At 69.7% G+C, this 20,661-nt stretch carries 16 protein-coding genes and 3 pseudogenes; 7 read left to right on the plus strand and 12 right to left on the minus strand.

Going from position 1 to position 20,661, the window contains the following annotated elements:
- Window positions 1-728: 728 nt before the first annotated feature.
- The 6 genes and pseudogenes from AB0472_RS08850 (at window position 729) to AB0472_RS08875 (ending at window position 8,385) form a co-directional block, all read left to right on the plus strand.
- Window positions 729-1,697, plus strand: coding sequence for a hypothetical protein (locus AB0472_RS08850; RefSeq protein WP_366354682.1), 969 nt, complete (start codon window positions 729-731; stop codon window positions 1,695-1,697).
- Window positions 1,694-4,366, plus strand: a complete 2,673-nt coding sequence (locus tag AB0472_RS08855; RefSeq protein WP_366354684.1) for a Helicase associated domain protein — start codon at window positions 1,694-1,696, stop codon at window positions 4,364-4,366. The genes AB0472_RS08850 and AB0472_RS08855 overlap by 4 nt, the downstream gene beginning before the upstream one ends.
- A gap of 1,212 nt (window positions 4,367-5,578) precedes the next feature.
- Window positions 5,579-6,247 (plus strand): annotated as a pseudogene (locus tag AB0472_RS08860) (helicase associated domain-containing protein); the annotation flags it as partial.
- A gap of 802 nt (window positions 6,248-7,049) precedes the next feature.
- Window positions 7,050-7,157, plus strand: coding sequence for a hypothetical protein (locus AB0472_RS08865; RefSeq protein WP_366355169.1), 108 nt, complete (start codon window positions 7,050-7,052; stop codon window positions 7,155-7,157).
- A 167-nt stretch (window positions 7,158-7,324) separates the two neighbouring features.
- Window positions 7,325-7,732, plus strand: coding sequence for a helicase associated domain-containing protein (locus AB0472_RS08870; protein ID WP_366355170.1), 408 nt, complete (start codon window positions 7,325-7,327; stop codon window positions 7,730-7,732).
- 128 nt (window positions 7,733-7,860) lie between these two features.
- Window positions 7,861-8,385: a hypothetical protein gene (locus AB0472_RS08875; protein WP_366354685.1), complete on the plus strand. Its 525-nt coding sequence runs from the start codon at window positions 7,861-7,863 to the stop codon at window positions 8,383-8,385.
- 97 nt (window positions 8,386-8,482) lie between these two features.
- Here the strand turns inward: AB0472_RS08875 and AB0472_RS08880 are convergent, their stop codons facing one another.
- The 12 genes and pseudogenes from AB0472_RS08880 to AB0472_RS08935 all read right to left on the minus strand — a co-directional run bounded on the left by AB0472_RS08880 (window position 8,483) and on the right by AB0472_RS08935 (window position 19,240).
- Window positions 8,483-9,040, minus strand: a complete 558-nt coding sequence (locus tag AB0472_RS08880) for an XRE family transcriptional regulator (RefSeq protein ID WP_366354687.1) — start codon at window positions 9,038-9,040, stop codon at window positions 8,483-8,485.
- 10 nt (window positions 9,041-9,050) lie between these two features.
- Complete coding sequence (locus AB0472_RS08885) at window positions 9,051-11,276, minus strand: helix-turn-helix domain-containing protein (protein ID WP_366354688.1); 2,226 nt, start codon at window positions 11,274-11,276, stop codon at window positions 9,051-9,053.
- A 522-nt stretch (window positions 11,277-11,798) separates the two neighbouring features.
- The gene (locus AB0472_RS08890; protein ID WP_366354690.1) at window positions 11,799-12,257 is read right to left on the minus strand and encodes a hypothetical protein; all 459 of its coding nucleotides are present in this window, start codon (window positions 12,255-12,257) and stop codon (window positions 11,799-11,801) included.
- Window positions 12,258-12,299: 42 nt separating this feature from the next.
- The gene (locus tag AB0472_RS08895; RefSeq protein WP_366354691.1) at window positions 12,300-12,881 is read right to left on the minus strand and encodes an ATP-binding protein; all 582 of its coding nucleotides are present in this window, start codon (window positions 12,879-12,881) and stop codon (window positions 12,300-12,302) included.
- A pseudogene (gene istA, locus AB0472_RS08900) lies at window positions 12,878-14,526 on the minus strand (IS21 family transposase). Before istA ends, AB0472_RS08895 begins: the two are co-directional and overlap by 4 nt.
- 163 nt (window positions 14,527-14,689) lie before the next feature.
- A pseudogene (locus tag AB0472_RS08905) lies at window positions 14,690-14,899 on the minus strand (sigma factor); the annotation flags it as partial.
- Window positions 14,896-15,081, minus strand: coding sequence for a hypothetical protein (locus tag AB0472_RS08910; RefSeq protein WP_366354692.1), 186 nt, complete (start codon window positions 15,079-15,081; stop codon window positions 14,896-14,898). The gene AB0472_RS08910 and the pseudogene AB0472_RS08905, both read right to left, overlap by 4 nt.
- A 516-nt stretch (window positions 15,082-15,597) precedes the next feature.
- Window positions 15,598-16,197, minus strand: a complete 600-nt coding sequence (locus AB0472_RS08915; RefSeq protein WP_366354694.1) for a TetR/AcrR family transcriptional regulator — start codon at window positions 16,195-16,197, stop codon at window positions 15,598-15,600.
- A gap of 161 nt (window positions 16,198-16,358) precedes the next feature.
- Complete coding sequence (locus tag AB0472_RS08920; RefSeq protein WP_366354695.1) at window positions 16,359-17,363, minus strand: NADP-dependent oxidoreductase; 1,005 nt, start codon at window positions 17,361-17,363, stop codon at window positions 16,359-16,361.
- Between the two features lie 74 nt (window positions 17,364-17,437).
- Window positions 17,438-18,193: an alpha/beta hydrolase gene (locus tag AB0472_RS08925; protein ID WP_366354697.1), complete on the minus strand. Its 756-nt coding sequence runs from the start codon at window positions 18,191-18,193 to the stop codon at window positions 17,438-17,440.
- A complete protein-coding gene (locus tag AB0472_RS08930; protein ID WP_366354699.1) occupies window positions 18,153-18,350 on the minus strand; it encodes a hypothetical protein in 198 nt (65 codons plus the stop codon). Before AB0472_RS08930 ends, AB0472_RS08925 begins: the two co-directional genes overlap by 41 nt.
- Window positions 18,351-18,424: 74 nt before the next feature.
- A complete protein-coding gene (locus tag AB0472_RS08935; protein ID WP_366354700.1) occupies window positions 18,425-19,240 on the minus strand; it encodes an oxidoreductase in 816 nt (271 codons plus the stop codon).
- 345 nt (window positions 19,241-19,585) lie between these two features.
- On the opposite strand from AB0472_RS08935, the gene AB0472_RS08940 reads away from it, so the two are divergent.
- The gene (locus AB0472_RS08940; protein ID WP_366354702.1) at window positions 19,586-20,167 is read left to right on the plus strand and encodes a hypothetical protein; all 582 of its coding nucleotides are present in this window, start codon (window positions 19,586-19,588) and stop codon (window positions 20,165-20,167) included.
- The last annotated feature ends 494 nt before the right edge of the window (window positions 20,168-20,661 follow it).

Below are 20,661 nucleotides of genomic sequence, written 5' to 3' on the forward strand. Positions count from 1 at the left end.
GCTGATGTCGCTGCGCGAGCGGTACGGGATGACGATGCTGATCGCCACCCACGACGCGGAGGTCGCCGCCAACGGCGACCGGGTGGTGCGGCTGCGCCACCCGCACACCCTGCCTGCTGCGCAGGCAGGGTGACGGTCCGTTCGCTGCGCTCCCGGACCGGCGGGACTCCGTCCCGTTATCAGGCTTTCGCTTCGCTCCAGCCTGGCTGGCAGGTCCGCTGCACTCCCCTGCCTGACGGTCCTTCCGGCTGCGCCTCCAGAACCGTTGAGGCCCGCTGACGCGGGCCTGACTGGCTGCGAGAGGTGGGGTTGCTCGTTCGTGTGAGTTCCAGTGTAGTGGGTGCATCAGATTGATACACCATGTACTGTTGGCAGAAATGCGAGACACCCACAACCATCCGGGTGGGGTCGTGAAGGAGGGGACGACTTGACTTTATTGAGCGTCGAAATACGCCTCAAGACGCGGGAGGAAATCCAGCATGAGGTTACCGGATTGACGGCGGAACAGATCCACGAGGGGCTGGTGGCTGCGCGCGGCCGGGAAAGCCGCGCGGGCCAAACAAGGCCCCTCAGCACGAAGGAGCGGCTGACTGCTGTTCGGCGGAACGAGCTGCGGCGCATCTGGACCTTGATGGGTGGTATGGCGTGGGACGTCTACTCCTCCCGAGAACGACGCGCAGGCGGACCGCTGGCGCCAGGCGCTGCGGGTCCGTGAAGGAGGAGGGGCGGTGGAGTCTGACTCCGGGCTGATCCGCTATCGGATCGTGGCGCAGCGGACCGACCCGGCTCACCCCGGGGCCTCGGTGGTGACGAACTACACCTACGCGCGGTCGGTTGAGGAGGCTGTGGCAAAGGTGCGCCGGGCAAAGGAGAAGCCGGGTGGCCTGTACGGGGACCAGGGCTTGTACCGCGTTGTGGAGGCTGTCGAGGAGAGCCCGCAGAGCGAGGCTCGTCAACTGCGGGCCGCTCGCGAGCGGTTCCTCAGTGCAGTCATGGACGCCGCTGTTGCCGCCCTGGACGACCAGTCGACCTCTGCACACACGGAGCTTGTCGACGTCCTGTCCGAGTTCTTCTTCAACACCGTCTTCACTCGCGCCATCGTCTCCCCCGACAGCGGAGAGGAGCACGCTCAGCTGTACGCCAGGGACGGGCAGGTCCTGTCCCGCCTGCTCCTGGCCCACCTCGCCCATCACGGCCTGGACCTGGTGGAAGCCGACGCCCGGCCCTCCGTACGTCTGTTGGAAGCCGAAGGCCGGCGCCCCCGCGATGACGAGGACAGCCAGGCCTCGGCGGAGCTCATCGAGCAGGTCCTCGCCGTCTGCGAGCAGCACTACGCGGCCGTGACCGGCACCAGCGCGGAGCAGTGGGACAGGGAGTCGGCCCAGGAGCTCGTGGACGTCGCCCTGCGGACCGTGCGCATGGCGGAGCGGAAGACCTACCCGCAGGCGTTGGAGGCGTACCTGCACGAGCACCGGGCGCGGCTGGAGCGGCTGTGGCGCCGTTACGGGCCCGGCGGCATGTTCGCCGGCGAGCTCGTGCTGATCGACCTGCCCGGGTTCCTGGTGCTGTGCGAGAGGATCGAGACATCCCCGCTCTGGCTCGAAGGGATCTGGGCGAAGCACGGCCAGGAGGAAACCGCGCTCGAAAGGCTTCAGAACAGCTGGCTCTATGACACGGGGGAAAGGTACGGGCGATGAGTAGGATTCCGCTCAAGAAACACCAGCTCGACCAGAAGTCGGCCTTTCGTAGGTGGGTCGGATTCCTTGCAAGGTCATCCGTACCTCCTCAGGGTGCCCGTGGCACGATCGTGTCAGCGACCGGCTCCGGTAAAACGATCATGGCTGCCGCGAGCGCGCTGGAGTGCTTCCCCGAGGGTCGGATCCTCGTCACGGTGCCGACCCTGGACCTGCTCGTGCAGACCGCCCAGGCGTGGCGGGCGGTGGGTCACCGCTCCCCCATGGTCGCGGTGTGCTCGCTGGAGAACGACACGGTCCTGAACGAGTTGGGGGTGCGTGCCACCACGAACGCCATCCAGCTCGCCCTGTGGGCGGGCTCGGGGCCCGTGGTCGTGTTCGCCACTTACGCCTCTCTCGTGGACCGCGGGGATATCGACGCACCCGAGGGCCAGCGGAAGGTTCGCGGGCCGCTGGAGGCCGCTCTAGCGGGCGGGGAGCGGCTGTACGGGCAGCAGATGGCAGGCTTCGACCTCGCAATCGTGGATGAGGCCCACGGAACCGCCGGTGATCTTGGTCGGCCGTGGGCGGCGATCCACGACAACGCCCGCATCCCTGCCGCCTTCCGGCTCTACCTGACGGCGACCCCGCGCATCCTCGCCGCGCCTCGCCCGCAGCGCGGGAAGGACGGCCAGGAGCTGGAGATCGCGAGCATGACCGACGACCCGGACGGGACGTACGGGTCGTGGCTGGCCGAACTCGGGCTGAGCGAGGCGATCGAGCGGGAGATCCTCGCCCCGTTCGAGATCGATGTGCTGGAGATCCGCGACCCCTCACCCGTGCTCGGGCTGTCGGAGGAGGCGCTGCGGGGCCGGCGCCTGGCCCTGCTGCAGACCGCGCTCCTGGAGCACGCCGCGGCATACAACCTGCGCACCGTCATGACCTTCCATCAGAAGGTGGAGGAGGCCGCCGCGTTCGCGGAGGCGCTGCCGAAGACCGCTGCCGAGCTGTACGTCACCGAGACCGATGACGAGACCATGGTCAAGGCGGAGAAGGAACTGCCCGCGTCGTCGATCGACGCGGAGTTCTACGGGCTGGAGGCCGGCCGCCACGTGCCGCCGGACCGGGTATGGTCGGCGTGGCTGTGCGGCGACCACCTGGTGGCCGAACGCCGCGAGGTCATCCGGCAGTTCGCAGGCGGCATCGACGCCAACAACCGGCGCGTACACCGCGCGTTCCTCGCCTCCGTACGGGTCCTCGGGGAAGGCGTCGACATCACCGGCGAGCGCGGTGTCGAAGCGATCTGCTTCGCCGACACCCGCGGCTCCCAGGTCGAGATCGTGCAGAACATCGGCCGCGCGCTCCGCCTGAACCGGGACGGCTCCACCAAGGTGGCCAGGATCGTCGTGCCGGTCTTCCTCGAACCGGGCGAGGACCCGACCGACATGGTGGCCAGCGCGAGCTTCAAGCCGCTCGTGGCCGTGCTCCAGGGCCTGCGCAGTCACGATGAGCGCCTGGTCGAGCAGCTCGCCTCCCGCGCCCTCACCAGCGGCAAGCGCAAGGTCCACGTCCGGCGCGATGAGGACGGCCGGATCATCGGCGCCGGCGGCGAGAGTGACGGCGAGGACCAGGAGCACGACGACACCCGGGCCGCCGCCGAATCAGCCCTGCTCCACTTCAGCACTCCCCGGGACGCGGCGACCATCGCGGCGTTCCTGCGCACCCGCGTCTACCGGCCGGACTCACTGGTCTGGCTGGAGGGCTACCAGGCCCTCATCCGCTGGCGGGCCGAGAACGAGATCACCGGCCTGTACGCCGTCCCGTACGACACCGAGACGACGGTGGGTGTCACCAAAGACTTCCCGCTGGGCAGGTGGGTGCACCAGCAGCGCAAGGCGCTGCGGGCGGGCGAGCTGGAGGAGCGGCGCAAGGAACTGCTGGACGCCAAAGAGGCCGGGATGGTGTGGGAGCCGGGTGAGGAAGCGTGGGAAGCCAAGCTCGCCGTGCTCCGGTCTTTCCGCCGTGCGCACGGGCACCTCGCCCCGAGGCAGGACGCTCTCTGGGGCGAGGGAGCGAGCCTGGGGACAGGGAACGACTTGATCCCCGTCGGGCAGCACATGGCCAACCTCCGCAGGAAGGGCGGCCTCGGCAAAGATCCCGAGCGCGCGGCGGCCCGCGCTGCTCAGCTCACTCAGATCGACCCGGACTGGGACTGCCCGTGGCCGTTGGACTGGCAGCGGCACTACCGCGTCCTCGCCGACCTCGCCGCCGACGAACCCGACGGTGCCCTGCCCGAAATCCAGCCCGGCGTGGTCTTCGAAGGCGACGACCTCGGGCGGTGGCTCCAGCGGCAGGCGAATTTCTGGGCGGAGTTGTCGGAAGAGCAGCAGCGGCGACTGTCCGAGCTCGGTGTGAAGCCCGCCCCGGCACCGGCCACCAAGAACGGCAAGGCCTCAGGCAAGGCATCAGCGGCCTTCCAACGCGGCGTGAGGGCCCTCGCTCAGTGGATCGAGCGGGAAGGCGCGGGCAGGCCGGTTCCACGCGCACACAGTGAAGAAATCGTCGTCGACGATGAGGCGGAGCCGGTTGCCGTGAAGCTGGGCGTGTGGATCTCCAACACCAAGGCCCGCCGCGACAGGCTCACTCAGGAGCAGCGCGCTGCCCTCGCGGAGCTGGGGGTCGAGTGGGCATGACTGCCTGTGTTTGCGGGATGCCCAGGCCAGTCAGGTCGGAGCCGTAACCGGGTGGGGCCTGCAGGTGGTTACGGGGCCAGGGCTGACGGGCGGGTGGAATGAGCGGCGAAGAGCGGAAGCTGGCAGCGGCTGGACCGATCGCGCCGTCGAGCGGTGTGCTACGCGTGGGGCCGCTGCAGGGGGAAATGACGCAGTCGTTCCTTATCCGGCCGGCGGCACGCTACGGCATGGCGTTCGCGGCTGCGGCTCCTCGAAGGGGTCGCCGGGCTGTTCGGTGAACTGGCGGCCGCCACAGGGACCTGCTGGCGGCGATCGTCGGCGTGGGCGGACTGCCGAACGTGATGGGCAGGGTGCGGTCTGACAGCGAGATCTATCTGGACCAGGAAGCACGGGACCGGGTAGCGCAACTGTGCCGCGTCCCGCAGGACGGCCTGCTGCGGGCGCTGGCCGCCTGGGCGCAGGAGGAGCCTCGTCGCCGGTTCGCCACAGGGCCGGCAGCGCAGTTCCACCACACCGCGGAGAAGGTACGACGCTGGGGACCAGCCTGCCCTGCATGCACGGCGCGGCGTACCGGAAGGCCGGAGGCTGCTGGCCTGTATCTGGGACCTGAGCGGTGGGTGTGCCTGCCTCATCGCCGGTGGCTTATGCAGATCCTGGGCACGGTCGGCCGAGTGGTGAACCTGGCCGGGAGCGGGCAGATGCTGGAGGCCCGGCACCATCACGTGAGGCTGCTGCGCCGTTCCGCGCGGGCAGCGGACGCCTTTGCGGCGGCGCAGGCAGTGACCGCGTCGTGGTGGTGGCAGACGTGGCCGCGGGAGCATGTGTGGCCGACGCGGCTACGGAGCCTGGACAGCGACGGCTTGGGCCAGGACGCGTGGCAGGTCGTGGCGCGGGAGCTGGTGACCTTTCCGGAGACCGTTGCCCTGGCCACGCTGCTGGCCGGTGCCGACTTCCGGCGCCGTGTGGTGGCCGAGGCGCAGGACCATGTTCCCTTTCGCCTGGCTGATCTGCCGACGCTCTTGACGGCTGTTGCAGGCTGTATGCGGCGGCCCTGGTACGTGGAGCAGTTGGCGCAGGAGACGTCGGGCCCTCTCTTCGCGTGGGCGTATCAGTGCGTGCGGGCGCAGGGCGGGACAAGCGCTGAGGGCCAGGAGATGTGGGCGGTGGCTCCGGCTCACCGTCAGCGCCCCCAAGCTCGCGGTACGGGCGCGCGTGGGGACCGGCGGCCAGCGCGCGGAGGGTGGGCGGCGGCGCGGACACAGTCGGCAGGCGGACGAAGCCTTCGCGGCCGGCCTGGCGCATGCCGGCCGCTACGTGCGCGGACACGGCAATCTTGCGGTCCCGAAGGACACCGTGGTCGTCGATTCCTATCGGCTTGGGGAATGGCTGGGCAACGTCCAGGCCAGGGCCTGGGCGATGGTGCCGGACCGTGCGCAGGCGCTGGCGGCCTTGGACCCGTGGTGGAATGTCCCCTGGTCGGTGCAGTGGCAGCGCTCGTACTACCGGGCGCGCGATCACGCCGCGGTTGCCGGTCCGCCCGATTGCGCCGCGGGATTTCCCGGCACGCAGATACTCAACGGCGAGTGGCTGTATCTGCAGTGCACCCACTACAGCACTCTCCATCCTGAACAGCGGCGTCTGCTCGCGGACATCGGCATCACGGCCGAGGCGGCGCGCGCCGCGCTGGCGCGGCGGGTCGCCGTCCAGGCCGGCTTCGGGAGGGGGCTGACGCACGCCAGGTCCTATGCCGCCGAGCACGGTTGCCTGACCGCCGCGGACAAGGACACGATGTACCAGGGGTATCCGCTGGGATCGTGGCTCGCACGCCGGCGCCGCAGGGCGCGCCGGAGCCCGGATCCCACGGAGCGCTCTCGCGCACTCGACGCCATCGATCCCTGGTGGAACCCACCCTGGGGGCCAGCCTGGCAGCGTACCTGCGTGCAGGCCCGGCGGCTGGTGGAGAGCAGGGGTGGGCTCGATGCGGGGGGCGGATTTCCCGGAGTCGAAGCGGATCTCGTCCTGTGGCTGTCGCGGCAATGTGCCGCATATCGGGGTCTGAACCCCGGCCAGCAGCGCCTGCTGGCCGACATCGGCATCACGGCCGAGGAAGCCGCGAACGTGCGGGGCGGGACCGGGGCGTCCCAGGCTGTGAACGGGCAGGTTGCTGCTGTCGGTCTGTGGGCCTTGGACGGCATGGCCGGCGCTCGTTCCTTCGCCGCGGCCTACGGGCACCTGGCAGTGCTCTCGGAGTACGTGCACGACGGGTTTGCCCTGGGCCGTTGGCTGGTGGAGCAGGGCCGCCAGGTCCGCTGGCACGCTCAAGCCACCGGAGGCGTGTGGCCGCGTGGCGGGCTGCTGGCCGAGCTCGATCCCTGGTGGAGCCCGCCCTGGCCCTATCCCTGGCAGCGGCGTTACCAGCAGGCTCGTAAGCGATGGCAGGAGGGAGGGCTGAAGGCGCCCGGCCCGCATCACGGCGGGGACGAGGACGAGGTGACAGTGTGGCTGCGCCGTCAGTGCGCCCGGCACGACGTCCTGCAGCCCGAGCAGCAGAACCTCCTCGCGGACGGTCGGTATCACCTCTGCCGTCGCCCGCGCCGTGACCGAGGCCGGCCAAAGCCCCGCCATCGTGGACACAGGGCTCGCCCACGCACGGAGCTATGCCGCCGAACACGGGCACCTGGCGGTGGCCGAACGGACCCGCCACAACGACTGCCCCCTGGGCAGCTGGCTCCTACGCCAACGACACGCGTCGCTGACGGGCGCACCGACCCCGCCCGGATCGCCGCGCTGAACGCCCTGGACCCGCACTGGGATCCGCCCTGGCCCCTGGCCTGGCAGCGCGTCTACCACCGGGCACGCACCGCCACGACCAGCGGCAGCCTGACAGCGACCCAAGGCCGCTGGATCACCAGCCAGACACGGCTGTGGGACAGCCTCCACCCCACCCAGCAAGAACTCCTGGCCGACCTCGGCGCCGCCACCGCCACCGAACCCGTATCGACACCCGCGGCGACACGCCGCTACCCACCGGGCGAAGGTCTCCCCCACGCCCGCTCCTACGCCGCCGCCCACGGGCACCTCGCCGTGTTCAAACAGACCCACCACCACGGCTTCGCCCTGGGGCACTGGCTCATCCAGCAGCGACGCAAAGCCCGCGCAGGCCTCCTGTCCGCCCGCACCCTGCAAGAACTCACCCTCCTCGCCCCTGGTGGAACCCGCCCTGGCCCTTCGCCCGGCAACGCAAATACCACCAGCACCGCGCCCTCCACGCCACCGGCCAGCCGCTCCCGCCCGAACTCCGGCGCTGGGCCCGCAAACAGACCACCCTCTGGTACCAACTCCACCCTCACCAGCAGGCGTTACTGACAGCTGTCGGCGTGCAGGCCCCGCCTCATGGTCTATGAAGCGACGTGCGAAGTCCCGCCCACAGCAGTCCCGTAGCACTGCGTCGAGACGGCTACGGGACTGTTCCCCGCTGCGCCACAATTGATGGCATGTCCGCGCTGTGGAGTTCACTTGCCGCCTCTACCGGAGCGGTTGCAACAACTCTGATCGGCGTTTTCGCGGGGAGCGTGGTCAGCAGAAAGGCACAGGACAGACACTGGGTCCGGGACAAGGTGGCAGCAACCTGCGCACGCGTGCTCCGCGAATCATCGAGTGTCCTCGTGAGCCTCAGCGAGATGGAGAGCAGTCGACCAGACTCCGTTCCGCAAGGTGTCGCGCGCCCCACCACCATCGACTGGCGACCGTGGAACGAGGCCCTGAGCATGGTGAACCTCGTCGCCGACAAGGACATCGCGGAAGCCGCCCACGCCCTCGACGAGCAGATATGGCGCCTGCACACCGTGGTCAAACGCGGCCTGACCCCTGAGGAGAGCTGGTTCACTTTGCGCTCGCGCGTGGAAGCAGCGCAGAACGACTTCATCACCACGGCGCGCCGCCAGCTCTCTCTTGCCGGAGATCCACTCCAGCGATTCTCAGGACGGCCTGCTCCGGACGACCCGATCTGGACCTCGTGATCTGGCCCAAACCTGGAAAGCGCCGACCCCAGCGCCCTGTCCTCAGCTGAAGCGCTCCTCCGCAGTGCCGTCGGCGGGGTCTGCGGCTGTTGGGGACCTACAGGTCGAACTCAAGGTGCTCGATGTCGGTGAAACGGACCTCCTCCAATTGGCCGGCGCGGCGGCCGTTGTCCTGGAAGTACACCTCCTTGAGTGCGTCGGCGGCGATCTGCTGGAGCTGCTGGTCGCTGGCGCCCTGCTCCTGGGCGTCGAAGAGGCGGGCGGCGTACTGCGGCGGCAGCGCGACCGTGAGGTGACGGAGCCGGTCCTCGTCCGTCGTGCCGATCGGAGCGGTGTAGCCGATCCGGGCGCGGGCGTCGATGACGATGCCGCCGGTGGTCGCCGCCTTCTGCCGCGCCTTGGCCCGGATCTGCGGCTGCCACCGCTTCTTCACCTCACGCTCCAGGCGGGCGGCGAGGTCCGGACGGGGCTTTTTGATCTGGTCCTTGACGTACCGTTCGACGGTGCGCTGGGAGATGCGCAGCATCTGGGCGACCGGCCTGGTGCCCTTGAGCTGCTTGACCAGGTACCGCATCTGCGCGGGCGCGCTCTTGGGCGCCGGGCGGGTGAACGCCTTCTGCACCGCGGCGTCCAGGCCGTCGCCGAACATGCTCATCGCGGTCTGCCTACTCCCCCGTGTCCTGATCGGTGACGGTGCCGTCCTTGATGTAGCGGGCGAGGTTGAGCTCCGGAGCGTTGAACTGGTCGCGCACGCCCTCGCCCCACAGCACGCTCTGGGTGCCCTCCCACTTCACCAGCCCGGGGTTGATGCCGAGCTTGAAGCCGCCCGGCAGCGGCTTGCCGTCCCGGTAGGGCAGGAAGTCCAGCGGGGAGGGCCCGTAGGAGGCGTAGACGGCGCAGTCCGAGAGGATGGCCACCGGGTACTGCCCGGTGAACGCCGCATGCTTGACGATCTTGCGATGCAAGTTGATCCGGGTCCGGGAGATAACAGCGGCGCGGATGTCCGGGCGCCACGTCGGCCGGGCGAGGGCCCGCCACGGCTGCCCGGGTTTCCAGCCCTCCCCGCGCGGGCGCTCGCGCAGCTTGCCGATGCCGCCCTTCACGGTCGCCTTGATCGCGGACACCACCATCGCCAGCTCGGGGTCGCGCTGCCGGTAGCCGTCCATCGCCGCGAGGAACTCCTCCGGCGGCAGGTCCGCGCCCACCCCGAGGTCGGCCATCGTGGCGAGGTAGGCGTCGCGCAGCCGGTTGTACCAGGCGTCCAGGTAGCGGCCGTTGTCGTACCGCACCCATGCCTCGGTCGGCGTGACGTCGTAGCCGAGCTCCACCGCGTAGGCGACGGTGGGCGTGGCATACCAGGCCGGGCCTGTCGGGCGGTCACCCTTCGGCGTAAACGGACTTGGCAGCAGCTCGCCGTCCAGGTCCCTCCACTGCTTTGCGAGCTTCACGCGGGACAGGTCGACGTGGCTGAGGTCGACCAGCCAGGAGCCGGGCAGTTTCGCGTCGAAGACGGGGTTCTTGACGTGCGTCGGCGCGCCCAGGCCGACGTTAAGGCCGTTCGCGCCGGCGGCGAAGGCCATGTTCACGTCGATGCCCACCAGGTGGGGGCGAAGGCATTCGGCGTCGGTGAGCGGGCGCGCCCAGTCGTACGCCTCCTCCACCAACATCTGCGCAGGACCGCGCTGGTGGAAGCGCGGCAGGTCGGCGAGCAGCGGGTGCCCGTCGGGGGCCTCGCACGGCGCGCAGTCCACCGGATCCTTGCCCAGCGAGCCGGGGTTGTGCTCGGAGTGCCGCTTCCCCGTCGCGTCCGGTTCGGAGGCGCGGGTGGGCGGGTGCAGGGCGGTCATCAGCTCAAGACCGGTCACGGCGGCCGATCCGCGCGGCGTCATCACACGGACCGCATACGTGCCCAGCAGCCGGGCAAGGTCCGCCGGCGGCAGCTGCCCCGCACCGGCCCAGTGCCGGGCATCGAGCGCGTCCCACGACGGAATGCACAACTGCACGCAAGACCGCTCCGAGCCCTGCGCGGGGCGGTAGATCCGCGCCCACGGCCCGAACCCGCGCTTCGTCAACTGCCACCCCGCGCGCACCAGCTGCTTGATGACCTTGTGCCCCTCCGGAATCCGCCCGGCCAGCCGCTCCTCATCCGTGAGCGCAACTGGCAGGCCATAACGCTCCAGCGCAGCCTCGGTGAGCACCAGCAGCGGATCGGCGTCCTTGCCCGGACCCGACAGCTTCGGCGCCCCGAGCTTCGCCTCCTTGAGCGTCCAGTCCACCAGGGACGGGATGCTCTTGGCGGGCACATCCAGGATCAGGCCGCCAACGCCGTACGCGTACGCCTGGCCCCCGGCGTCAACGTCGACGACCGCGAGCGGGCCGTTCTCGAAACACGGATCGGCGCCACCCGCCAGGCTGCCGGCAAGGACAGCTTTCCGCGCGGGCGGGCGGCGCGATGTCGGCCTGGTCGTGACCGCCGGATGCGGTCCAGCGGCGGGGCGCAGTGCGGTGTTCTCGGAAGCAGGTTCCAGGATCGGGCCTGTGGGTTCGGTGCGGGCTTTGGCCGGTTCCGCTCCCGTTGACGCAGGAGCGGCCGGGACGGCAAGCGTCTCGGGGACCGCCGTGTCCGTCGCGGGCGCCGCGGCGTTGGGATCCACGGGGTAGAGCTGGGCGAGTTGCTCGAGCATGCGGGCGTAGGCGTCACGCTCCGGCGGCCGCGGCTCGGTCTTGCCGGCCTCCCAGCCGCTGACCGTCGCCCGCCGCACCTGCAGTGCGGCGGCCACCTCGTCCAGCGTCAGGCCATGCGCCTGGCGCAGCCGCCTGCGCTCAGCCGGGGACGGCAGCGGGGAACGGGACGCGATGAGCGCGTCGACCGCGTCGAACAGCTCCGACATACACAACCTCCTGCCCCCGACCCTAGCGTGAAGCGCACATGCCGCGTACCAAACGCGTACGGAAAGCGTTCGCGTCATGATCCCATGTAACTGGGCGACGGCAAGGACCGGCGACAGCCCGGCAAGAACCCGGCGGTGGTAGGTGCTTGGTCAGCCCCCGGCTTGACAGCAACACAGAAACCAAAGTGGACAAGGCTCACGCAGCCGGCCAGCACACTTTACCGCTGGTGGGTACAAGCCGTACCACGTCCGCACTAGCGCCTGCCCAGCTGACGCCGCACCGACCGGAAACCCGGTTGACAATCCCTTCAGTGACAACTCCTCAACCCAGCCACAGCCGACACAAGGACTCCATGAGGCTTTAACGGTCTGAACTGGCCCCACTTTTCCGGCCCGAACTGGCCCCATCTCACGGCTCTCTCGGTGCGGCTTCCGGCTTGAGTTGGCCCCGGCTTCCGGCTCGAAGTGGCCCCGTCGGTGGCGGACCGGCCCATGAGGACGTGGTGGTGCTGCCGTGTCGGATCAGAGCGGGTCGTCGTCCGAGACTCGTGCCCATTCCTCGCGCGGCCGCAGACGCGAGAGGATCCTTTGGGCCTCGTCCCGGACCCCGGCGTCGTCATCCGCGGCCAGCTCCTGCAGCTGGTGGATCAGCCGGTCCGCGCCTTCGGTCGTCATCCATTCGGGGTCGCAGTCCAGAGCGGCTTCAAGCTGATCTGCGGTCCAGAACTGGACAGCCTGGCTACTGGCCAACAGCACGCAGCGGAGGCCGGCGGAGTCCTTGCGCGCGAGCAGGGCTTCGGCCGTCTCTTGGGTGACCCCGGAGTCTTGGAGATCCAAGAGGAGACGGTGGAGGACGTCCGCCGCTTCGTCGATCTTGTCCGATGTCGCGAGCCGCCGACCGGCCGCCGCGCGAACGGACCAGTCCGGGGAGTCGGCATCCTGAACGGCCGCGCTCAGCTCTTGATCGTCGGAAGCCGCCATGCTCCCAGCCTGCCAGGGATGTCGTGGATCTCCATTCGATTTCTAGCCGCGCTGTTGCTTGGCTTTGGTCTGGGCGAGTCGGTAGGACTCGGTGCCGGTCTCGATGATGGTGCCGCTGAAGGTGAGGCGGTCCACGATGGCCGCGCAGAGCCGGGGATCGGTGAAGGTCTTGGTCCAGCCTCCCAACGATTCGTTCGAGGCGATCGCAACACTGTTCTTCTCCTCCCTTTCGGTCAGAACCTGGAACAGCATCTCGGCGCCTCGGCGGTCCAGTTCGAGGTAGCCCAGTTCATCGATGCAGAGCAGGTCGACGCGTCCATAGCGGGCGATGGTCTTGGTCAGCTGTTTCTCGTCGGCGGCCTCGACGAGTTCGTTGACGAGCTTCGCGGCGAGCGCGTAGCGGACCCGGAAGCCGGCCGCGCGGATCCGGCGTTCGGACCGTCGGCGGTCGCGGTCCTCGCACTCGGCCATGAGTAGTTCGGCGAGGAAGCCGCGGTAGGACAGGTGCTCGCGCTCGGCGCGGGCGACGGTGTCGGCGAACTGGGCCCGCATGGTCGGCAGCCGCAGGACCCGGCAGGCGGCGTCGGAGGCGGGCTCGGTCAGGGTGTGGTGCGGGCCGGTCATCGGGATTCCCTTCCGGGGCGGTGCAGGAGCTGGTCCCAGCGTTCGAGGGCGGGCAGCGGCCGCTGGTCGGCGGACAGGCGGGTGGCCCGGCGTTCGGTCAGGCTGGGCAGCGGCAGGTCCGGCAGCGCGACCGGCTCCGACAGCACGGTGGTGGCGGTGACGGTCGGGGACCGGCCCTCCATCTCGGCGGCCTTGCGGGCCTCCAACGCGACCACGTCCGCGGTGCAGGCCCCCACCGCGAGCGCGGCATGGATCCCGGCGACCACGTCGCGGTGCTGCAGGTGTCGGTGCAGCAGCAGGACCTGGACCAGGGCCTTGGTCCCCTCGGTCTCGCCGAGCGCGTGCTTGGCTGTGGACCAGAACGCTTCGTGGGCGGGGGTGAAGGTGCCTTCGCGGCGGGCCTGGTCCAGGGCCTCGGAGCCGGCCAGGGCGCCGGGCCTGGCCAGCAGGACTTCCAGGAAGTGGTCCAGCACCACCCGCTCGGCGCCTTTCGTGGTGAGGCGGGGGTGACGGGCGATCTCGGTGCGGCCGTGGAAGACCACGACCTCGTTCGAGCGCAGGAAGACATGGACGGTGCGGCCGATGAAGCGGACCGGGACCGAGCAGCGGCAGACCCGGACGGCGACCATGCCGTAACGGTCGACCCGCGGATTCAGGGGGAGGCCGGTCTCAAAGGGAGCCTCGGGCAGGGGCAGCAGGAGCGGGGCCTCGCGGGCGAAGTCCTGGCCGATGGTGCGATCCGCATCCCGATCCGCCGGTTCTCCTCGGTCTGCTCGAACTGCGCGAAGGCGCCGTTGAGCACGTCGAGGGAGTCGACTCGAGGGACCGGGGTCAGGTAGTTCCGCCGCCAGCAGCCCACCTGCCCCTCGACCCCGCCCTTCTCGTGGGCCCCGCGAAGGCCCGGCTCGCAGCAGAAGGGGGTGATCGAGAAGTGCTTGCGGAAGTCGGCCCAGCGTGGATGCTCCTCCCGGGACCGGCTCCTGTGGATCACCCGGGAGACGGCCGGGGAGAGGTTGTCACAGCGGATCCGACCACCTCGGATACCGCCCAGCGTGCAAAACGCGTGGACGTGTCCGTCGAAGAACGCCTCCTGTCCGCACGATGCGGTGATGCGGTGATGCGGTGATGCGGTGCACGGCCTTCCCGGAATAGGCCAGCCGGAACGCGAACACGAAGCACCTGGTGCACTCGCCGGCCAGGTCCACCCACGCCTCGCCGACGTCGACCTCCGCGTCCATGCCGGGCTGGTTGTGGCGGATCACGAACCCTGCCGCCGGTGTCGCCCCGGCCGCCTCGGCGATCTCCTGCCGACGCCGATGCACGTAGTCCCACACGGTCGAGTAGGCGATGTCAGCACCGGCCTCCTGCTGAAGCCGGTCAGGATCCTCTTGACGGTGTGCCGCTGCTTCGGCGGAGCATCCAGGTCGTCCAGCAGCCACTGGTCGATCGATCGTCTTCTTGAACGGTTCCAGCCTGGGCGAGGACCGCCGTGGCGTCCGGCGCGGCGCGGGCACCGTCGAGCACAGGGCCTCACGCACCAGCCGACGGTGGACCTGGTACTTGCGCGCCAGCGCGCGAACGACAGCCCCTCCCGCCACGAATCCCGGCGGATCAACAGGAACAGCTCTTCCTTCGAGGACGCCACCCGGCATCGCCCCCTCACGGCGACCTACCGCGAGCGTCACAGACCCCACCGCGGGGTGCGGCCAACTCAAGCCGGAACAACCCCCTGAACGCTCCCACGCGCCCCGCCGGTGGGGCCAACTCAGACCGGAAAAATGAGGCCGGATCAAACCGTTAATGCCAGCCCGCTTCGCCACGGTGCGGCCGTAGACGGTCAGCGAACCGTGGCCGGTGACGAGTTGATCCCATCGCCGGTACATCTTCAGGTAGGCGTCCTGCACAGCATCTTCCGCGCTGTGCAGGTCGCCGGCCTGGGCACGGGCCAGTCGGGAGAACGCCTCGACGGTCTCGAGGACGAAGGACTCGAAGTCCGCTCCCGGAGCGGCCTCACTCACGCGGCCTCCCGCGTGGTGATGGCCCGGTGGCCCGCCGGGTCGGCCGTGTCCTTGCGGAACAGCCAGGCAGGCTGGCCCTCCTCGAAACAGGCGGCAGCGCCGCCGTCGGGCAGGGCCTGCGCCATCGCGACCATGGTGGCGCGCTGCTCGCGCTCCACACGGGTCTCGATATGCGCCTTCACAAGCATCTCCGTGATGCCGCGGGTGCGGCCCATCACGGAGACCAGCAGGAACAGCAGGGGGGACCCCGCCCGCTCCCGCCCAGTACGACCAAGTCATCGACCAGGCCTGCCAGTAGAGACGAACTCGTTGAGGAAGGCCCAAGGGCCTTCATCCCCTTACACGCCGCCGAGGGTCCGGACCCGGATGCCGGAGACCAAGATCTTTTCCCAACTCCCCCCGCTTCCCCGCCTGCCGCATCGCCTTCGCAGGTCACAGGGGTAGCAGACGGACAGGAAAATCGGTCGGGCGTGGAGTCCGGAAAGGCCCCGTCGAATGGGAGCACGGCCCCGGGAAGGACGCGGAGCCGGGACGCTATGAGCACGAACCGGCAGCACAACTGCCGCTCTGCCCGATCCGCTGGGCATCCCGTGCGAAAGCGCCCGCCCGGGGCGGCAACCCCGGACCGGCGCAGGCGCCTTCCCGGGAGAGCACCGGGCAGTGGTAGGAGGGCACCACGTCCCCGTCGAACAGCACCTTCAGCCGCTAGTAGCCGGTGGTTGTGCGCTGAGCAGAGTGAGGGCGTTGCGGATGCCCTCTTCGAGGAGCTCGTCGGAGAGTCGCCGGTCGGCCAGGGCGCGGGAGAGCTGCAGCGTCCCGACCATCATGGCGTAGACGCTGAGGGTCTTCGTGCGCACCGAGCGCGGATCGGCAGGCGCCAGGCGAGCGGCGATACCGTCGATGACGGCGAGCACGCCGTCGGTGTACGCCTGCTTGGTCTCGTCCGCGCAGCGCCCTATCTCGTCGAGGAGTGCGGCGGAGGGGCAGCCGTCGTCGGGACTGTCGCGGTGCTGGGGCGACAGATACCACCGTACGATCTGCTCGAGTCCGGCGATCCCGGGGGCCGCCTGCTCGATGACGTCCGCGTACTGCGTGCGCAGCTGGTCCGCGACCGCGGCGGCCACGAGGTCGTCCTTGGATGCGAAGTGGGCGTAGAAGGCGCCGTTGGTCAGTCCGGCGTCCGCCATCAGCGTCGAGATGCCCGAGCCGTCGATACCGTCCTTCTTGAACCGGCGGCCGGCGGTCTCGATGATCCGCTGCCGGGTCGCCTGTTTGTGTTCTTTCCCGTAACGCGCCACGCGCTCGCTCCTTTGTGCGCCGGAAGGGTCGCCTGCCCTCCGCCGGTTTCGCCATCGTATTGGATTACGAATGAACTCCCATGGGAGGCGACCGGCATCTGGAGCACCGCCACGCCTTCTTTGCGGCCAGCCCGATCAGTCGTTGCCGGGCGCCATCGAGATCACGACCTTATCGAGATCACGACCTTTCCGGCCGTGGTACGCCCCTGCTCGACGTACGCCATCGCCTCGAGGGACTGGTCGAAGGGGAAAGTGCGGTCGATGACCGGGCGGAGCCGTCCGTTGTCGTACAGGGCGCCGAGTTCGCGGAGCTGGGTGCCACTGGCCTGCATGAAGAAGAACTCATAGCGCACGCCCAGGGCCTTGGCCTGCTTGCGCACCTTGCGGCTGAGCGCGTTCATGGCCATGCCCATGAACGCGGGGGCGTCGAGTTGCCTGGCGAAACCGGCGTCCGGGGGGCCGGCGACGCCGATGGCCAGGCCGCCCGGCTTCAGCACGGTCAGCGACTTCTCGAGGTTCGCCCCGCCCAGGGAGTCCAGCACCAGGTCGCAGCCGGACAGCACCTTGGAGAAGTCCTCCTTCGTGTAGTCGACGACGATGTCGGCGCCGAGGCTCCTGACCAACTTCTCGGTGCGGGTGTTCGTGGTCGTCGCCACCGTGGCGCCCAGGTGCTTGGCGAGCTGGATGGCCGTCGATCCGAGGCCACCGGCACCGGCGTGAATGAGCACCTTCTGACCCGGCATCACGTGGGCGCGGTCGACGAGGATCTGCCAGGAGGCCAGTGCCACCAGGGGCACCGCGGCCGCCTCGCGAGGGGTGAGGGACTGCGGCCTGGGTGCGAGGTCGTCCTGGTCGATCGCGATGAACTCGGCGAAGCCTCCGATCCGCAGGTCGCGGGGACGTGCGTAGACCTCGTCGCCGACGGCTACGTCGCGCACGGCGGACCCGACCTGCGTCACGGTGCCGGCGATGTCGTGGCCGAGTACGAAGGGCAGCCTGTACTTCAGGAGTCGTTTGAACTCCCCGTTGCGGACCATCTTGTCCAGCGGGTTGATGCCGGCGGCGCTCACCCGGACCAGGACGTCGCTGTCCTTGACGGTGGGCTCGGGAACGTCTGCGGCGCGCAGCCCGTCCTTGCCGTACTTCTCGACGACGAATGCCTTCATGTCAGCCATCTCTTTGTGTGATCTTCTCGGTTGCCTTCTTGGCGGACGATGCGCATGTCCGGGCGGCTTCCACGTCAGCTGCCGAGGTGCCGGCGAAGCCACTGACCCATCTGCCCGATCGCCCGGTCCACCTCCGGCACGCGCCCCGCGCCGAGGATGAACGAGTGCTGGCCCCCGGGCAGCGGGCGGACTTCGGAGGTGATCTTGAAGTCGGCGAGTCGGCGGCCGAAGTCGGCGCCCTCGCCGGCAAGCGTCTCGTACTCGCCGTAGTGGAGGGCCGTGGGCGGCAGGCCGGTCAGGTCGGCGTTCACGATGCTGATGTCGGGGTCGGCGAAGTCCACGCCGGGGTCCTGCAGCCAAGCCGCTCGGAACTGCTCGAGGATGTCCCGGCTGAGCATCTTGTCGTGTTCCTCGTTCTCGTCCGCCTTCGGGTTGCTGATGGTGAGGTCGGTCCACGGCGAGATGGTGACGGTCGCCCCGGGGGTTGCCTCGCCCTTGGCGAGCAGGCGCAGCGGCAGCGCGACCGCGAGGGTGCCTCCAATGGAGTGGCCGGTGCTGCCGATGTTCCGCGGCTCGTAGCCCTGCGCGAGGAGCCAGCGGTAGGCGGTCTCGGCGTCGTCGATCTGCGCCGGGTGGGGGTGCTCGGGTGCCAGGCGGAAGCCCACGACGAGTGAGCGGGCTCCGGCCGCCTTGGCGATGTGGCCGGCGGCCTTGCGGTCCGACGCGATCGATGCGGCGACCGATCCGCCGAAGTGGAAGTGGAGCAGCGCCTTGTCAGGGTCGGCGCCCTCAGGGATGACCCACAGGGCGGGGACGCCGTCGGCGTCCACGTCCGGCGTAGGTGACGCCTTCCGGCTCGGTCGATGCCGAAGCATGTGTGTCGACGACGTCGCGGACGACGGCCAGATCGAGGCCCGGTGTCGACGCCTTCGCGTGCACGCTTTCGAGGAAGTGTGCGAACTGCTGTGCTTGCGTGCTGATTCCCATGGTGCTGCTCCTTGTCAGGTCAGAGCTGAACGCGCCTCTCGCGCGCCCTGCAGGTCGATGAGCCGGGTGTGCCGTCAGCCGGGCATCCGGTTGAACCTGCGGATCTGCTTGTCGAAGATCCCGGCGGGGACGAGGCGTCGCGCGGTGGTGATGCGTGAGGCGAGCGGTCCGGCGGTGTAGCGCAGCTTCGGCTTCGTGGCGGTGGCTGCCGTGACGATCTCCTTGGCGACGACGGCGGGGTCGTCGCCGGCCTTCATCGCCTCAGCGACCACCTCGTCGAAGACACGCCGCCGCTCCGCATACAGCGGCAGCGGGGTGTCGGGCTGCGCGGCATTGGCATCGAAGGCGGTCCGGGTGTAGCCGGGCTCGACGAGCAGGACGCGGACGCCGTGCTCGCGGACTTCGTGGTCCAGGGACTCGGAGTAGCCCTCGATGGCGTGCTTCGCAGCGACGTAGAGGGCCATGTAGGGCTGCGGGATGACGCCGAGGACGGACGAGAGGTTGACGATGCGTCCACGGCCCTGGGCGCGCATGTGCGGCAGGACGGCCTTCGTCATGCGGAGGAGACCGAAGAAGTTGAGGTCGAAGAGGCTCTGGGCCTGGGCGACGGAGTTCTCCTCGGCGGCGCCCGCCGAGCCCAGACCGGCGTTGTTGACGAGAACGTCGATCCGACCGAACCGTTCGATCACTTCCTGGACGGCGGCGGTGACCGATTCGTCACTGGTCACGTCGAGGTCGAGGAAAGCCACACCGGCCGGCGGGGTGAGTCCCGAGGTGTTCCGCCCGGTTCCGATCACCTCGAACCCGGCTGCGGCGAAGGCGCGAGCGGTTGTGTTACCGATCCCCGATGACGCTCCCGTCACGAGTGCTACCGGCCGTTGTGTCGCCATGACGGACTCCTCGAGCAATTGAATTACGATCGTTTACCTTACGATCGTAATGCTATGGCGATACGGGGCCGATGGCAAGGAGCGCGGCCCCGGCGGCCGCACGGCCGAGAACCTCCGCCTCGGCGTGGGTCGTCGGCGACGGCCTGCAACGCCACTCCGAAGGCGCAGAGCGCCACACCGTGATCGCAGCCCGCGCGGCACGCACCATCCCGCCGTCCCGACTGCGGCAACTCGGCGATGCCGGCACCGTCGCCACTCGACCAGCCATTCGGCAGGTGCCGACAGCCCCCTGCTCCAGCCAGGCGAAGCGTCCACTCATTGGCCTTGCAGTGCTCACCTGCGGCGATGGCCACGCCGGATGCGCACAACACTCCGTACGAGGAGTCGCTGGAGCCGAGCCGGCTGGTGCTGCTGGACGAGGTACCGGCCAACGCGCAGACGCGGCCGCAGGGCCGCGCCTTCCGGCTCGCCGCCGCCCGGGGCGTCCGCGGGATCGTCGCGCACAGCGACCCCGAGCCCAGGGCCCGTCCCACCGCCCACGGCCCCGAGCTGGTCCTTCCCGGCCACTACGGGACGATCTACCAGGCCAAAGGGATGGACTGCCCGGGCAAGACCCGGCCCCGGCACCTGACGCTGCTGCCCGACGGCTCAGTCCTCCACGACCGCGCGATGTCCAAGGTCCGCAACGGCGAGCGCGGCCGCGGCGGTGTCGAGCGGCGCCCGGTCACCCTCGGCGCTCGCCCCCGTGACGAGGGTGAGGCCGGCCGGGGGTGGCCGGAGGAGGCCCTGCAGGCCACCGGCGCGCGGGTCGTAGCTCACGGGCGCAACCACAAGTACGCGGCCTACACCGGGCCGCGCACCGGCCGCCGGCTCATCGCCACCTCCCACCCGTACCCGAAGGCCGACCAAGGGGATGCGGCCGCATGACCGCCGCACCCCGCACCGGCGGCGCCGATGTCGAGCTGGTCATCAACTGGGGCCTGGGCGTCGACTCGACCGCGTACCTGGTGAAGATGCCGGAGGACCCGTCCGCCCACGGCGTCGATCTGGGCCGCACCATGGTGCTTGACGAGCTCACCGGGGACAAGTGGCCGGCCACCCGCGCCCGCGCCGCTCAGTACGTGCTGCCGCTCCTGTGCGAGCACCGGGTCCGCCTCGTTCAAGTCGCCCGGGCCAGCCGCCCGTTGGACATCGCGGCCATGGACGACTCCCGCCAGCCCGAGCGGATCATCGAGCGCGGGCCCTGGGCGCTGTGGGACGAGTACGAGACAGGCGGCACCGTTCCCCAGCAGGGCGGCATTCGGCTCTGCAGCCTGCATGCCCAGGGCGAGGCCGGCGACGCGCTGATCGCCCAGGAGATCGGTGACCGGCCGTTCAGGCAAGTGATGGGGTTCGACGCCGACGAGGTCAGCCGCAGCCGC

Origin of the sequence: Streptomyces sp. NPDC086777, assembly GCF_040702065.1 — a bacterium.
GTDB lineage: Bacteria > Actinomycetota > Actinomycetes > Streptomycetales > Streptomycetaceae > Streptomyces.

Excerpts from the sequence above, each read along its gene's own strand:
- AB0472_RS08855 (WP_366354684.1), top strand. The coding sequence starts at position 1,694 with ATGAGTAGGATTCCGCTCAAGAAACACCAGCTCGACCAGAAGTCGGCC.
- AB0472_RS08875 (WP_366354685.1), top strand. The coding sequence starts at position 7,861 with ATGTCCGCGCTGTGGAGTTCACTTGCCGCCTCTACCGGAGCGGTTGCA.
- AB0472_RS08880 (WP_366354687.1), bottom strand. The coding sequence starts at position 9,040 with ATGAGCATGTTCGGCGACGGCCTGGACGCCGCGGTGCAGAAGGCGTTC.
- AB0472_RS08885 (WP_366354688.1), bottom strand. The coding sequence starts at position 11,276 with ATGTCGGAGCTGTTCGACGCGGTCGACGCGCTCATCGCGTCCCGTTCC.
- AB0472_RS08890 (WP_366354690.1), bottom strand. The coding sequence starts at position 12,257 with ATGGCGGCTTCCGACGATCAAGAGCTGAGCGCGGCCGTTCAGGATGCC.
- AB0472_RS08895 (WP_366354691.1), bottom strand. The coding sequence starts at position 12,881 with ATGACCGGCCCGCACCACACCCTGACCGAGCCCGCCTCCGACGCCGCC.
- AB0472_RS08920 (WP_366354695.1), bottom strand. The coding sequence starts at position 17,363 with ATGAAGGCATTCGTCGTCGAGAAGTACGGCAAGGACGGGCTGCGCGCC.
- AB0472_RS08930 (WP_366354699.1), bottom strand. The coding sequence starts at position 18,350 with ATGGGAATCAGCACGCAAGCACAGCAGTTCGCACACTTCCTCGAAAGC.
- AB0472_RS08935 (WP_366354700.1), bottom strand. The coding sequence starts at position 19,240 with ATGGCGACACAACGGCCGGTAGCACTCGTGACGGGAGCGTCATCGGGG.
- AB0472_RS08940 (WP_366354702.1), top strand. The coding sequence starts at position 19,586 with ATGGCCACGCCGGATGCGCACAACACTCCGTACGAGGAGTCGCTGGAG.